General features: G+C 56.7%; 16 protein-coding genes. 11 read left to right on the top strand and 5 right to left on the bottom strand.

The genetic code is table 11. The features are described 5' to 3' along the window. Nucleotides 1-69: 69 nt before the first annotated feature. The 4 genes from HZZ01_RS20970 (at nucleotide 70) to HZZ01_RS09995 (ending at nucleotide 2833) form a co-directional block, all read left to right on the top strand. Nucleotides 70-204, top strand: coding sequence for a hypothetical protein (locus tag HZZ01_RS20970; RefSeq protein ID WP_255434160.1), 135 nt, complete (start codon nucleotides 70-72; stop codon nucleotides 202-204). Nucleotides 205-408: 204 nt separating this feature from the next. Next, on the top strand, nucleotides 409-660 hold the full coding sequence (iraP, locus tag HZZ01_RS10005; RefSeq protein ID WP_179896865.1) for an anti-adapter protein IraP: 252 nt from the start codon (nucleotides 409-411) through the stop codon (nucleotides 658-660). Between the two features lie 115 nt (nucleotides 661-775). Beyond that, complete coding sequence (locus HZZ01_RS10000; protein ID WP_179896863.1) at nucleotides 776-1081, top strand: PsiF family protein; 306 nt, start codon at nucleotides 776-778, stop codon at nucleotides 1079-1081. Nucleotides 1082-1306: 225 nt separating this feature from the next. After that, nucleotides 1307-2833 (top strand): FAD-dependent oxidoreductase, encoded by a 1527-nt coding sequence (locus HZZ01_RS09995; RefSeq protein ID WP_179896861.1) that lies wholly within the window; start codon nucleotides 1307-1309, stop codon nucleotides 2831-2833. Between the two features lie 59 nt (nucleotides 2834-2892). On the opposite strand, the gene proC is transcribed toward HZZ01_RS09995, so the two are convergent. Then, on the bottom strand, nucleotides 2893-3705 hold the full coding sequence (proC, locus tag HZZ01_RS09990) for a pyrroline-5-carboxylate reductase (RefSeq protein ID WP_179896859.1): 813 nt from the start codon (nucleotides 3703-3705) through the stop codon (nucleotides 2893-2895). A 168-nt stretch (nucleotides 3706-3873) separates the two neighbouring features. Between proC and HZZ01_RS09985 the strand changes: the two genes are divergently transcribed. After that, nucleotides 3874-4329: a YaiI/YqxD family protein gene (locus HZZ01_RS09985; protein ID WP_003850071.1), complete on the top strand. Its 456-nt coding sequence runs from the start codon at nucleotides 3874-3876 to the stop codon at nucleotides 4327-4329. Here the strand turns inward: HZZ01_RS09985 and HZZ01_RS09980 are convergent. Next, nucleotides 4326-5057, bottom strand: coding sequence for a DUF2076 domain-containing protein (locus HZZ01_RS09980; protein WP_179896857.1), 732 nt, complete (start codon nucleotides 5055-5057; stop codon nucleotides 4326-4328). The two genes, HZZ01_RS09985 and HZZ01_RS09980, sit on opposite strands and share 4 nt — an antisense overlap. Before the next feature lie 315 nt (nucleotides 5058-5372). On the opposite strand from HZZ01_RS09980, the gene aroL reads away from it, so the two are divergent. From aroL to ppnP, 3 genes are all read left to right on the top strand, one after another. Next, entirely contained in the window at nucleotides 5373-5897 is a 525-nt protein-coding gene (gene aroL / locus HZZ01_RS09975; protein WP_179896855.1) for a shikimate kinase AroL, read from the top strand. A 111-nt stretch (nucleotides 5898-6008) separates the two neighbouring features. Continuing rightward, complete coding sequence (locus tag HZZ01_RS09970; RefSeq protein ID WP_090963318.1) at nucleotides 6009-6200, top strand: YaiA family protein; 192 nt, start codon at nucleotides 6009-6011, stop codon at nucleotides 6198-6200. 268 nt (nucleotides 6201-6468) lie between these two features. Continuing rightward, a complete protein-coding gene (gene ppnP / locus HZZ01_RS09965; protein WP_003850060.1) occupies nucleotides 6469-6765 on the top strand; it encodes a pyrimidine/purine nucleoside phosphorylase in 297 nt (98 codons plus the stop codon). Between the two features lie 67 nt (nucleotides 6766-6832). Here the strand turns inward: ppnP and rdgC are convergent, their stop codons facing one another. Next, on the bottom strand, nucleotides 6833-7744 hold the full coding sequence (gene rdgC, locus HZZ01_RS09960; protein ID WP_022625153.1) for a recombination-associated protein RdgC: 912 nt from the start codon (nucleotides 7742-7744) through the stop codon (nucleotides 6833-6835). 146 nt (nucleotides 7745-7890) lie between these two features. Here rdgC and mak point away from each other — a divergent pair, with 146 nt between their 5' ends. Beyond that, entirely contained in the window at nucleotides 7891-8802 is a 912-nt protein-coding gene (gene mak, locus HZZ01_RS09955) for a fructokinase (protein ID WP_179896853.1), read from the top strand. Nucleotides 8803-8888: 86 nt separating this feature from the next. Here mak and eat read toward each other — a convergent pair whose 3' ends face one another. After that, nucleotides 8889-10253 (bottom strand): ethanolamine permease, encoded by a 1365-nt coding sequence (gene eat, locus HZZ01_RS09950; RefSeq protein WP_179896851.1) that lies wholly within the window; start codon nucleotides 10251-10253, stop codon nucleotides 8889-8891. A gap of 250 nt (nucleotides 10254-10503) precedes the next feature. On the opposite strand from eat, the gene HZZ01_RS09945 reads away from it, so the two are divergent. Together HZZ01_RS09945 and HZZ01_RS09940 are read left to right on the top strand one after the other, a co-directional pair. Further along, on the top strand, nucleotides 10504-11508 hold the full coding sequence (locus HZZ01_RS09945; protein ID WP_179896849.1) for a phosphotransferase enzyme family protein: 1005 nt from the start codon (nucleotides 10504-10506) through the stop codon (nucleotides 11506-11508). Nucleotides 11509-11670: 162 nt separating this feature from the next. Continuing rightward, nucleotides 11671-12738: an AraC family transcriptional regulator gene (locus tag HZZ01_RS09940; RefSeq protein ID WP_179896847.1), complete on the top strand. Its 1068-nt coding sequence runs from the start codon at nucleotides 11671-11673 to the stop codon at nucleotides 12736-12738. On the opposite strand, the gene HZZ01_RS09935 is transcribed toward HZZ01_RS09940, so the two are convergent. Then, a complete protein-coding gene (locus HZZ01_RS09935; RefSeq protein WP_370463431.1) occupies nucleotides 12735-13049 on the bottom strand; it encodes a cell envelope integrity TolA C-terminal domain-containing protein in 315 nt (104 codons plus the stop codon). The genes HZZ01_RS09940 and HZZ01_RS09935 overlap by 4 nt on opposite strands. Nucleotides 13050-13130 lie beyond the last annotated feature (81 nt).

Here is a 13130-nt window from a genome sequence, read left to right as displayed (position 1 = left end):
AGGAATCTCACTTGTTGTCCTGCAGGAGGCTTCATACACTCAGCCCGATTTCTTCACCCTGAGGTAGGTATGGTACGAATCGTTAAGCTGGCTGCCGTTGTGGCATTAGTGACTGCATTAAGTGGATGTATTTTCCCGCCTCCAGGCGGCGGCTGGGGCGGACATGGCGGTGGGCCAGGTCGCGGCTTTGTCGATCCGCGTTAAGCCTCACTCATCGATCGGGAGCAGGCGAAACGTTTAACAGCGGTGATATCTGCCCGCAAAACGTTTCGCCTGCAAGGTTAGCCGGAGGTTGCTCAAAAGAGGGCGGAGATGTGGGCTAACTCACTGAAAAAATGACTGTTACCCTCTGTTTTTTTAGTCAGTGTGGTGATAATTTCAGCTTTTCTCCACCGCTGAGACAACAGCATGAAAAACCTGATTGCTGAATTACTGGTAAAGCTGGCTGAAAAAGAGGCGACAGCGAAAGAGCAGATGGCGCAGATCGAAGCGCTGGAGATTGTTGTCACGGCGCTGGTTCGCAAGCTCGAGCCGCAACAATATCTGTCGATGGCCTCCAGCATTGAAACTGCCATGAATACTGTAACCGGTGCTGATGAAGACGATGCGCTGCTGCTGCGTAATTACATCGAAAAGCTGCTCCGGCATCCCCGCCAGTAACGACCCCAGTGCCAGTCTGGAATGGGATCTTCACATCAGTTTGACCTGAAACATTTTCCGCTTTGCTTATTCGCTGCCAGAATAATAAAGGACAATCCACTGTGGAGATATCAAGATGAAAGTCGGTTTAATGGCGATGATGATGGCAGGTCTGCTGGTCAGCGGGCTGGCCGGTGCGGCGGAGAAGACCCCGCAGCAGGAGAAGATGGCCCTGTGTAACCAGCATGCCAAATCTCAGGATCTCAAAGGTGATGCGCGCAAATCTTTTATGAGTGAATGCCTGAAAAAGGACAGCAAGCTGTCGCAGATGTCACCGCAGCAAATGAAAATGAAGAGCTGTAATGGTGAAGCTGGCGATAAAAAACTGGCAGGTGATGCACGTAAGACCTTTATGAGCCAGTGCCTGAAAAAAAGCGCATGACTCCCCCGGCCACGCAGGTGGCCGCTTCTCGTTTGCGCTCAGCGCAGATTCAATTTCCCCTTAACGCCAATTAAATTGCCTGCCACAACAATACGTTACCTTTCTTAAACAGATTCATCCTCAGGCTTGCCGGTTCCTTTGCCACACTTACTGTTTGTGGGGATTTGCGCCGCGCGCTGTTTTGCCGCGCAGCTTCAGACCAGAAACAGCGAAAGGAGCCATGCCGTGAACTATCAATTTACCGCCGACCTGAAGGATCTGCCCCAGCGACAGCCGGTGAAGAAAACACTCGGCGAAGTGGAAGTATTACTGATCCGTGATGGGGATAACGTCCGTGCTTACCAGGCGAAATGTCCACATGCGGGCGCGCCGCTGGAGCAGGGCGCGATCTGTGGCGACCGGCTGGTCTGTCCGTGGCACAAAGCCGCGTTTAATATCGCCGATGGCAAAATGTGTGAACCGCTGGCGTTAGCCGATCTCAAACAGTATTCGCTGCGCATTGAAGAAGGCCGGGTGCTGGTTAACCCGAAAGCCATGTCACCTGCGGCACCGATTGGCAGCGGGGCAACTGCGCCGGTCTATGTGGTTCTGGGTGCGGGAGCCGCAGGCAGCGCGGCGTTATGGCGTCTGCGCCATGACGGCTTTAAAGGCCGCCTGATTCTGGTTGAACGGGAAGCGGATGCGCCTTATGACCGCACTGCGCTGACCAAGTTTGTACCATCGGGTAAAATGGATATCAGTGAGGTGCCGCAGCTGCTGAAAGCGGATGTGATGGATCATGTTGAACGGATTCAGGCTACCGTGAGCCGCCTTGATACACAGCAACAGCGGCTGATCTTTGAAGATGGCGGGACGCTCGCCTTCGACAAACTGCTGATCGCCAGCGGCGCGACGCCTGTCCGCCCTGATTTGCCGGGCAGCGATCTCGACGGCGTTTATCTGCTGCGCAGCAAAGCGCAGACCGATGCGTTACTGCATGCGGTGGATGCCAGCCATAAAATCGTCATTGTCGGTAACAGTTTTATCGGTACTGAACTGGCGTCAGCACTGCGTAACCGTGATATTGACGTAACAGTGGTTGCTCGTCAGGCGCTGCCTTTTGCTAAACAGTTTGGCGAGCAGATTGGCCGCTATTTCTACCAGCTGCATGAGCAAAACGGCGTGAAGTGGGTGCAGGGCGAGATCGAATCACTTCAGGGTGACCAGCAGGTGACTGGCGTGCAGCTAAAGGGCGGCAGGACGCTGGACGCGACCGTTGTGCTGTTTGCTACGGGTGTTGAACCGGCCACCGACTTTATCCACGATTTGCCGCTGGCAGAGGATGGCAGTCTGCAGGCAGATGAGCAGTTGCGGGTCGCTGACAATATCTGGGTGGCGGGTGACATCGCCACGTATCCGGCGGCGCAGGGTCCGCTGCGTATTGAGCACTATCGCGTCGCGCATCAGCAGGGGCAGACCGCCGCATGGAACATGCTGGATCAGAACGTCGCGTTTGATCGTGTGCCGTTCTTCTGGACAACCCAATATGGCACCCGTTATGAGTATGTTGGTCACGCGGCAGAATGGGATAATTTCCAGCTGATCGGCTCGCTGGAGGACAAAAAGTTTATGGCGTTTTATGGTCAGCAGGGGCAACTGGCGGCCATCTGCTCATGCGGCATGTATACGCTGACCGCTGAGCTGGTGGAGCGGATGCAGCAACCGATGACGCTTGCCGATGCGGTGGCACACTGTCAGGCACACATCGGATAAGCTACGCTGCACGCAGGGCGGACCGGGGTGACGGGCCGCCTTGCGCACTTCCTGACAGATTAGCTGCGGCTCAGTTTCTCTGACTTCGCCATGCACTGCTGCATTGCTTCCATCACCGCCGAGCGCATCCCTTTTTCTTCCAGCACTTTCACCGCTTCAATGGTGGTGCCGCCAGGTGAGCAGACCATATCTTTAAGTTCAGCCGGATGTTTACCGGTGGTCAGCACCATCTGCGCCGCGCCTTTAACCGCCTGCGCAGCAAACTGATAGGCCTGAGCGCGCGGCATGCCACCCAATACGGCCGCATCTGCCATCGCCTCGATAAACATAAACACGTACGCCGGTGCAGAACCGCTGACGCCGACCACGGAGTGAATCAGATATTCATCCACCACGGCCGCTTTGCCAAAGCTCTCAAAAATCGCCACGACCTCGTCGATTTCCGCCTGCTCAACCAGTACATTGGGCGTTACCGAGGTCATGCCCTCGCTTACCAGTGAGGGCGTATTCGGCATTGCGCGGACAAGTTTGCGATCGTAACCCAGCACGGATGAGAGCGAATCCAGTGTCACGCCAGCCGCTATCGATACCACCAGCGCCTCTTTTTTCAGGCTGCCGGACAGCTCTTTTAACACTTTCAGGATGACATTGGGTTTTACCGCGCCGAACAGGATGTCCACTTCGCGCGCCAGCGCATCCGCGCTCTCTGCGGCGTTGATGCCATACTGCTCTGCCATCGCCTGGTTGGTTTCGGCTTTGCGATCGTAAACGAAGATATCAGATGGAGTAATTTTGCCGCTGTTGACCAGTCCGCCAATAATGGCTTTCGCCATGTTTCCCCCGCCGATAAACCCGATTTTCTTTGCCTGCATCGCCATCTCCTTAGGACATTATTCGTTTTTCTCAGTGCGCTAGCTTACTTCAGCCAGCCCGAATAACAAGTCAGCCGGGTACGGGCTGGAAACTGTGCCGCAAATAAAATTTGCCATTTAAGGGGAACCCGGCAAGATCTCAGGCTTCTCTGACTGTAAGGAATCATGATGTTTATCTGGGTCGATGCCGATGCCTGTCCGAATGTGATTAAAGAGGTGCTCTACCGTGCGGCGGATCGTACCGCGACCACGGTGACGTTTGTGGCGAACCAGTTTCTGCGCGTGCCACCCTCGCCTTATCTGCGCACCCTGCAGGTGCCTGCTGGCTTTGATGTGGCGGACAACGAGATCGTCAGACGTTGTCAGCCTGGCGATCTGGTGATCACCGCCGATATTCCGCTGGCGGCAGAGGTAATTGAGAAGGGTGCTGCGGCACTGAATCCGCGTGGCGAGCGTTACTCACCGGCGACGATACGTGAACGTCTGACGATGCGTGATTTTATGGATACCCTGAGGTCAAGTGGCGTGCAGACCGGCGGCCCCGCGACGATGAGTCCGCGTGACCGCCAGCAGTTTGCGAATGAGCTGGATAGCTGGCTCACCCAGCAGAAACGCTCAACTTAAACGAAGCTGTCGTCATCGTCGTAATCGTTGCCGCCAAAATCGTTGAGATCGCTGTTGTCGGCATAATTACTGTCCCAGCCTGTATTCTGGTCCAGGAAGGCGTTGTCGTTACCGCCGTTAAAGTTATCGGCATTGTCATCACCACCATTGAAGGTGTTGAGATTATCATTCACCTCCGGCAGCGGTGGCTCATTGATGATATTCACAATCTCTTCCGGCTGAGAATGGTGGAACATGCTGGTCAGCATGTCAGCCATCACGACACCACCCGCTACGCCCACGGCAGTTTGCAGTGCGCCGCCAAGGAAACCCGTGCCGCGTGGCGCGGGTGCCTGAGCAGGGGCATATTGCTGCTGTGCCGGTTGCTGTGGCGCACTGTTCCACGGCGACTGTTGCTGTTGTTGCTGCTGTTGAGCGGGCGGCTGCTGACGCGAACCGCTGCCAAACAGCCCCGACAGGAAGCCGCCGCTGCTCTGTGCGGGTTGCTGTTGCTGCTGTTGCAGCTGTGCCACCTGGCTTTCCAGCGCCGACACTTTCTCATTAAGTTTTTTCAGCGCCGCTTCCTGAATCAGGATCGCCTGTGCCATGTAGTAAGGCGCGCCTGGCTGCGTCTGAAGATGCTGGTTAATCAGTTGTTCGGCTGCGGCATCGCGTGCCACGGTCTGGCTTTCGGCCTGTTTCAGACGGCTGAACAGCCCTTCGATCAGTTGTTGTTCTTCGCGTTGCATGATGACTCTCCTGTGGCGATGGTTATCAGTATATGGGGGCGTCAACACGAAAAGTAAAATCGGGGCGGTAAGCAAATATTGCCAGCCCATTTTAACCGCCTTTTTGCGGGTTTATCAGCGGCCTGTTAGCGTGCGGATGCACAAAACGTGCATGCATTTCCCCTTGAAAATATAGAGATTATCGTTGTTCCGGTAAGGAAAATGCGTAAAACGTGCCTGACAGGTGGAGGCCTTAATAATTTCCAGTTATTATGCGTCGCATTAATAAGCTAACCATGCAACCGCCTCGCGCGGTCAGGCGGAGGAACGGTCCTGATGTCACTACCCATCTTTTTGATTGGCGCTCGCGGTTGCGGCAAAACCACGGTCGGCGAGGCGTTGTCGCAGGCGCTGGGTTACGCCTTTACGGATACCGATCACCATCTGCAACTCAGCACGCAGCGCAGTGTGACCGAAATTGTGGAGGCGGAAGGCTGGGAAGGTTTTCGCGCCCGTGAAACGGAATCGCTCAAGGCGGTGACGGCACCCCGGACTGTTATTGCGACGGGCGGTGGCATGATTCTGGCTGAAGAGAACTGTCGTTTTATGCAGGAGCACGGTCAGGTGATCTGGCTCAGTGCATCGCCCGAAGTACTGGCCGAGCGACTGGAAAGCGAGCCTGAAGCAGCCCAGCGTCCGACCTTGACCGGACGTCCGATTGCCGATGAGATGAGCGATGTGCTGCGCGAACGCGCGCACCTTTACCAGGCGGCGGCTCATCACCAGGTTAATGCCATGCAATCGCCAGCGTGCGTGGTGGAGGAAATTCTGCTGTCACTTTCGCTGGCACGCGCCAGCTAACCCTCAGATTTTTCCAGCTTTGATCCCGTTTATGATGTCATTGTCTATACTTATCCTATGACAGGCAGCAGCCTGTCCTGTGGAATGTTATTCAGACAAGAGGGACACAGTATGCCGAGCAGACCGCCGTACCCACGTGAAGCGAAAGTTGTGCCTGTTGAAAAGGGCACTGAAGGTAATAAAGTAACCTCATACGAATTGCGTGCTGATCATCCCAAACCGAATTCATTAATCAGTGAGCACGAGACGGAAGAAGAAGCGCACGATGCTAAAGCGCGTTACGAAGACGTCGAAAAAGAGTAAAGCATTGCGGCTGGCAGGGAGGCCAGCCTGATATTCAGCGTTATTCGCCGTCTGCGCTAAGTTGCCTGAGCTTTCCCCCCACGCCTTCACCTCTGACATTCCCTTGCCGCATCAAAACAAAGCTGACCGGAGCATCGCCTGAGCGCTCTCTGTCTGCCCGTCTGGTCTTCCCCCGAAGGAGATCACAAACGACCATCATTTCGCGTGACAGATCAGCAGGTTCCCTTCTACACTGCCAGACACACAACATGTGCTCTGGAGAACAATTATGCTCAACGTAAGTGAGTATTTTGACGGAAAAGTTAAATCTATCGGCTTTGACAGTGCGAGCACCGGTCGTGCCAGCGTGGGCGTGATGTCAGAAGGTGAATACACATTTGGAACCGGTCAGCCAGAAGAGATGACCGTCGTCAGCGGCTCGCTTAAGGTGTTGCTGCCAGGTGAGACCGAGTGGAAATGGTTTGAAGCGGGTTCGGTGTTTAACGTGCCGGGTCACAGTGAATTTCATCTGCAGGTTGGCGAGCCAAGCTCCTATCTCTGCCGCTACCTGAAAGATAAAGATTAAGAAAAGGGCCGCTCAGCGGCCCTTTTCCTGGGCAAACATCCTCGTCCGGGATTCTGCGGATTACAGCTTAACGCTGGGCTTCACCGCCTAACGCTTCCACCAGATTGCTGGTCAGTGCCGCCAGTTCGCTGGTCATCAGAATAAAGTCCGCATCAAAGCGCTGCGCAAAATCTTCGCGGTCGATATCGTCGTTCTGGTCACGCAGCGTGTCGCTGAACTTCAGACGCTTCACCGAACCGTCATCGGCCAGAACAAACTGAATGCGCTCCTGCCAGTCGAGTGCCAGTTTGGTCACCAGCTTGCCCGCTTCGATATGGTTGGCAATCTCATCGCAGACCAGATCCTGCTTCTTACAACGGATGACACCGCCATCTTCCAGCAGCGCTTTCAGCTCCGCTTCATCCATCAGGGCGAAACCGGCGGGCAGTTCACCTGAACGCACCCATTCGGTCAGGGTCAGTTCAATCGGGCTTTCCAGCGTCAGCGGCACCACCGGCAGTGAACCCAGGCTCTTGCGCAGCAGCGCCAGCGTATCTTCCGCTTTTTTCGCGCTGGCACAGTCAACCATAATCAGATTGTTGACCGTGTCTATCCACAGATAGGTCTGGCTGAAACGGCTGAAGGCGCGCGGCAGCAGGCTGTGCAGCACTTCATCTTTCAGCGAATCTTTTTCGGTCTTTTTCAGCTTACGGCTCTGCTCAGATTCCAGCTTGTCGATTTTCGCTTCCAGCGCCTGCTTTACCACTGGCGAAGGCAGAATTTTTTCTTCTTTACGGGCGCAAATCACAATCTGGCCTTTGTTCTCATGGGTCAGCGCATCGCTTCGATTGCCCATCGGCGAGACCCAGCCGGTCTTGCTCATATCCTGACTGCCACACGGTGAAAACGTGAAGGCGTCGAGCTGTTTTTCCATCTCATCTGCGGACAGCGGAATGTCACGATTCAGACGATAAACCATCATATTTTTAAACCACAACATCGGGATTCCTTACCGTGGCGCGATCGGGCGCACAAGTCTGCGAGAGTCAGCGCGCATGATAGCGAAACATCGGAGTGGTTTCATTGCCTTTAAGGCAGCTGCCTTCTACTGTATCTCTCACCTGAATGAATAACGAGGACGTAACCTTGCGCATAGGCATAGATCTGGGTGGCACCAAGACAGAAGTGATCGCATTGTCAGATACGGGACAGGAGTTGTTCCGCCACCGGGTGAACACCCCGCGTGATGACTATCCGGCAACCGTGCAGGCGATTGTTGATCTGGTCACACTGGCGGAGCAGAAAACCGGCGAGACCGGTACGGTCGGCCTCGGCATTCCCGGCTCGCTTTCGCCTTACAGTAAGCGGGTGAAAAATGCCAACTCCACCTGGCTCAACGGTCAGCCGCTGGATAAGGATCTGGCGCAGGCGCTGAACCGGGAAGTGCGTATCGCCAACGATGCTAACTGCCTGGCGGTGTCAGAAGCAGTGGATGGCGCGGGTGCCGGACAGTCGCTGGTGTTTGGCGTGATCATCGGCACCGGATCGGGTGCGGGGGTGGCGATCAACGGGGAGTCGCGCATCGGTGGTAACGGTAATGCCGGTGAGTGGGGCCACAATCCGCTGCCGTGGATGGATGAGGATGAGCTGCGCTACCGGCAGGAAGTGCCCTGTTATTGCGGGCAGCAGGGCTGCATTGAGACCTTCGTTTCAGGCACCGGTTTTGGTATCGACTATCAGCGGCTGAGCGGCGTGCATCGCAAGGGCGCGGAGATCGTCTCACTGCTGGCGCAGCAGGATCCGATCGCCGAACTGGCAATGAGTCGCTATGAGCTGCGGCTGGCAAAATCGCTGGCGCAGGTGGTGAACCTGATCGATCCCGATGTGATCGTGCTGGGCGGCGGGATGAGCAATGTGGATCGTCTCTATCAGACCGTGCCGGTGCTGATGAAGAAGTGGGTATTTGGCGGCGAGTGTGAAACGCCGGTGCTGAAGGCGCAGCATGGCGACTCCAGCGGCGTGCGCGGTGCGGCATGGCTCTGGCCGCTTAACGGCTGAGTGACCCGCGCATCCGCTGACGATTCAGCGCCTGGGTTTTCAGGCGCTGAATGTAACCCACGGCGCGGCACCCTGCCGCGCCGCGTTTATTCGCCGACCAGCATACTGTCCTGCGGTGCCCGATCGCGCTGCGCTTTGGTGGCGAGGAAGTAGAGATAACCGACCAGCATGATGGCGAAGAACAGCGCGGCAATCACCGGATTAAACCACAGCATCGCCAGCAGACAGACCACCGACAGCAGCAGTGCGATGCCCGGTATAATCGGATAACCCGGCGCGCGGAAACTGCGGGCCATATCCGGTGCGCTGCGGCGCAGTTTAAACAGGCTCAGCATGCTCATGATGTACATTACAATCGCGCCAAAGACCGCCATGGTGATCATCGCGGCCGTCAGCGTCATCCCCTGCAGATTAATCACGCCATCGCTGTAAATCGCCGCGATACCCAGCAGCCCGCCGAGATTAATTGCCCGATGCGGGGTCTGAAAACGTGACAGTTTTGCCAGAGAAGGCGGCAGATAGCCTGCGCGTGCCAGGGCAAAAAATTGCCGTGAATAGCCGAGGATGATGCCGTGGAAGCTGGCAATCAGGCCAAACAGTCCAATCCACACCAGCATGTGCATCCAGGTAGAGTGTTCGCCGACGATCATTTTCATCGCCTGCGGCAGCGGATCGTTAATATCTGAGAGTTTGCGCCAGTCGCCCGCGCCGCCCGCCATCAGCATCACGCCAATCGCCAGCACCACCAGCGTCAGAATTCCGCTGATGTAGGCACGGGGGATCGTCCGGGTTGGATCTTTTGCCTCTTCGGCTGCCATTGCGGCGCCTTCAATGGCAAGGAAGAACCAAATGGCGAAGGGAATGGCGGCGAAAATACCGGAGAAGGCGGGCAGTCCGAAAGTGTCGCTGCCTGCCCAGCCGTGCGCGGCAAAATTTGCCAGGCTAAAGCCGGGTGAGACCACACCCATAAACACCAGCAGTTCGATTACGGCCAGCACGGTGACAACCAGTTCAAACATCGCCGCCAGTTTTACACCGAGAATATTCAGCGTCATGAATATCAGGTAAGCCCCAACCGCCGCGGTTTTCGGGTTGAGCCCGGGATACTGCACATTGAGATAAGCCCCGATCGCCATAGCAATCGCCGGTGGCGCAAAGACAAACTCAATCAGTGTCGCCAGACCGGCAATCAGTCCGCCGGTTTCGCCAAAGGCGCGACGACTATAGGCAAATGGCCCACCCGCATGGGGGATCGCAGTGGTCAGTTCGGTGAAGCTAAAGATAAAGCAGGTGTAGAGCGTGGCGATCAGTGCGGTAGTGACCAGAAATCCCAGCGTGCCTGCCACAGCCCAGCCGTAACTCCAGCCAAAATATTCGCCTGAGATCACCAGGCCAACCGCAATCCCCCACAGATGCAGGGTGCCCAGCGTGGGCTTGAGTCTGTTTGTCATACCGTTATCCCCGTCGTTGTTGGTCTCACGCGGCGTTACACCGCCATGACGACTAAAGTAAGGAGATAATGCCGTTGCCTTGTGCGCCGCGACTTGACGCGGGCGCAGTGACTTCTGTCCTCCACGGTCAACTCACAGGCAACAACCGGGCCAGATGCACGCTGCGGTCAACTTTGTCTCTTCTGAGGTCAAGCAGCTCACCTTCTGGCAACGCATGCTGAGATAACGCAAGTGAAAAGGAGCCGGACAGATGAGCGCTAAACAATATGACAACCTGACTGATTCACAACTCACCCTGATGGCGCAGCAGGCGCTGACCTGTTATCCCGCCGCGCTGCAGGGGCAGCTCAGCCTGCTGTGCCGCTCAGAGAACGCCACGTTCCTGCTGCAGGCGGCTGGCCGGCGTTATGCGCTGCGGCTGCATCGCGGCGATTACCATCAAAAAGCGGACATCGTCAGTGAACTGTTGTGGCTCGATGCGCTGCGCGAAACCGGCATTCAGGTGCCGGAAGCGGTGCCGGACAAAGAGGGCGAAACCGTGCTGACAGTGCGGCTGCCGGACGGCAGTGAACGCTATGTGGTGCTGTTTCACTGGATCGATGGGGAGATGCCGACCACCGACGTCGATCCCCGCGCTTTTCAGCAACTGGGCAACATTACCGCGCGGCTGCATCAGCACAGTAAACAGTGGCAGCCGCCTGCGGGTTTTCAGCGGATTATCTGGGATCACCACACCATGACCAGTAGCGAGAGTCACTGGGGACGCTGGCAGGATGCGCCCAACCTGAACCCCGCCGATCACGGCGTGGTCGGGCAGGCGATAAGCCAGGTCGGTGCGGCGATGGCACAGTTTGGCAAGGGATCGGATCGCTATGGTCTGATCCACGCCGATCTGCGGCTGACCAATCTGCTGCTGCACAAGGGCGAAACGCGGGTGATCGACTTCGATGACTGCGGGCTTGGCTGGTATCTGCATGATCTGGCGGCAGCGATCAGTTTTGTTGAACATCATCCGCGCGCGCCAGAGTGGATCGATCACTGGATCCGCGGTTACGAGCAGGTGGCGCATATCAGCGATGCGGAGATGGCCATGCTGCCCGCGCTGCTGATCCAGCGCCGCATCCAGCTCACTGCATGGGTAGGATCGCATGCCGAAACCGACATGGCGCACAGTCTCGGTCCGGCGTGGGCAAGCCATTCGGTTCGCCTTTGCCGCCGTTATCTGGAAGGTCAGCAGCTGCCGGTTGGCGTCTGATGCACCAGCGGCGGGCGTTACTGCGCCGCCGCAGTGCCGGATGCCATGCCCGCGCGCAGCCTGACCCGCAAGCAGGCGGCGCGGCGGGCCTCGGGGACCTGGTATGAAATTTGCTCTGATCTCAGGGACGGGTGATCCACCTGAATTCTGACTGAGGCGACCATGAATCCGACACTGATAAAGCCTGATGCCTTTGCGGCCTGCTCTGCAGCGGCGGGCGCAGGCAATCACGGCGTGCTGGCAGCGGCGGCGACCGGCTTAAGCGAATTTATTCATACCCAGGGCGGCGATGTTGATCGCATCTTCGGTATCAGCGGCATTGACCCGGAACGCCTGGCCAGCCCGACGCTGAGCCTGGGACTGGTTAACTACTGTCGGGTGCTGGAAGAGGCGGCGCGTCACTCCGGTTTTGATAACTTCGGTTTGCACTACGGCAGGCAGTTTAAACCGCAGTCATTAGGCCTGATCGGCTACATCGGCTTGTGCTCCGATACGCTGGAGCAGGCGCTGCACAATGTGGTCAATGCCTTTCCCTGGCATCAGCACGACACCTTAACCCGGCTGGTGGATAAGGGGGAATGCTGGCGGCTTGACTATCAGGTTCGACACGGCGCAATCCTGTCGCGCCGTCAGGACGCCGAGCTGACGCTTGGCATGTTTATGAATCTGATCCGTCACGTGGCAGGCAGGCACTGGGCGCCGCGTGAAGTCCATTTTGAACATCCGCGTCCCGGCCAGTGGCACGATCACTGTAAAGTGTTTGATGCGCCGGTCTGGTTCGATCAGCCGTTTAATTCGCTGGTAATCCCGAAACGCGATCTGCTGCGCACGATGCCGGAGAGCGATCCGATCCTGTTGATGGTGATGCAGGATGCGATCCGGCGGCTTAACCGTGGAACGTCGCAGCAAAGTATGATTGAGCAGGCGCGATCGCAGGTTAATTTATCGCTGATGCAGGGTGAGCCGGTGCTGGAAGAGGTGGCGGATAAACTCGGGCTATCGAGCTGGTCACTGCAGCGGCGGCTGCGCGAAGAGGGCAGCAGCTTTACCGCGTTGGTGGATCAGGTGCGCTGCGAAATGGCGACGTACTATCTGCAGCAGAAGCAACTGCCGATCTCAGAGATGGCGCTGCTGTTGGGCTACTCAGAAGTCAGTGCATTCTCACGAGCATTTCGCCGCTGGTTTGGCATCAGTCCACGTCAGTGGCGTCAGGAAGGTCTGGCCAGCTAACCGCGCGGTGCAAAGCCGAACCACGCCGGTTGCCCTGGCTCCGGTGGCGGCGGCAAATCGCGGGTCTGCGCCACCAGCTGCCAGGCGCGCAGGCAGAGCGCTTCATTACCCTGAGTTTGTGTCACCGCATAACGTCTGCTGTGTTCCTGCCATTCCATCCGGACCAGACATTGCTGACCAGCATAACGCGCTGCATCCGTGAACTGCCTGTTGAGTACCGGCTGCATTTGATAAGTCCAGTGACAGGATTCGCTGTCCGGATCTTTTGCCGGCTGACACAGGTTTGCCACACTATCCCGTTGCTTTGTCACAGGTTGCTGACAGGCGCTGAGCGAAGTTACAATAATCACCCCCAGCAATATTCTCATTTTTATATTAATTAAATTCATTTA

The organism is Pantoea sp. WMus005 (assembly GCF_013415305.1).
GTDB classification, from domain to species: Bacteria; Pseudomonadota; Gammaproteobacteria; order Enterobacterales; family Enterobacteriaceae; genus Pantoea; species Pantoea rara.
This window is presented reverse-complemented; position numbering and strand designations above follow the sequence as displayed.

What these genes read in the sequence shown, in the direction of transcription:
- HZZ01_RS20970 (WP_255434160.1), top strand. Translation starts at nt 70, where the DNA reads ATGGTACGAATCGTTAAGCTGGCTGCCGTTGTGGCATTAGTGACTGCA.
- iraP (WP_179896865.1), top strand. Translation starts at nt 409, where the DNA reads ATGAAAAACCTGATTGCTGAATTACTGGTAAAGCTGGCTGAAAAAGAG.
- HZZ01_RS10000 (WP_179896863.1), top strand. Translation starts at nt 776, where the DNA reads ATGAAAGTCGGTTTAATGGCGATGATGATGGCAGGTCTGCTGGTCAGC.
- proC (WP_179896859.1), bottom strand. Translation starts at nt 3,705, where the DNA reads ATGCAGGCAAAGAAAATCGGGTTTATCGGCGGGGGAAACATGGCGAAA.
- HZZ01_RS09985 (WP_003850071.1), top strand. Translation starts at nt 3,874, where the DNA reads ATGTTTATCTGGGTCGATGCCGATGCCTGTCCGAATGTGATTAAAGAG.
- HZZ01_RS09980 (WP_179896857.1), bottom strand. Translation starts at nt 5,057, where the DNA reads ATGCAACGCGAAGAACAACAACTGATCGAAGGGCTGTTCAGCCGTCTG.
- aroL (WP_179896855.1), top strand. Translation starts at nt 5,373, where the DNA reads ATGTCACTACCCATCTTTTTGATTGGCGCTCGCGGTTGCGGCAAAACC.
- HZZ01_RS09970 (WP_090963318.1), top strand. Translation starts at nt 6,009, where the DNA reads ATGCCGAGCAGACCGCCGTACCCACGTGAAGCGAAAGTTGTGCCTGTT.
- ppnP (WP_003850060.1), top strand. Translation starts at nt 6,469, where the DNA reads ATGCTCAACGTAAGTGAGTATTTTGACGGAAAAGTTAAATCTATCGGC.
- rdgC (WP_022625153.1), bottom strand. Translation starts at nt 7,744, where the DNA reads ATGTTGTGGTTTAAAAATATGATGGTTTATCGTCTGAATCGTGACATT.
- eat (WP_179896851.1), bottom strand. Translation starts at nt 10,253, where the DNA reads ATGACAAACAGACTCAAGCCCACGCTGGGCACCCTGCATCTGTGGGGG.
- HZZ01_RS09945 (WP_179896849.1), top strand. Translation starts at nt 10,504, where the DNA reads ATGAGCGCTAAACAATATGACAACCTGACTGATTCACAACTCACCCTG.
- HZZ01_RS09940 (WP_179896847.1), top strand. Translation starts at nt 11,671, where the DNA reads ATGAATCCGACACTGATAAAGCCTGATGCCTTTGCGGCCTGCTCTGCA.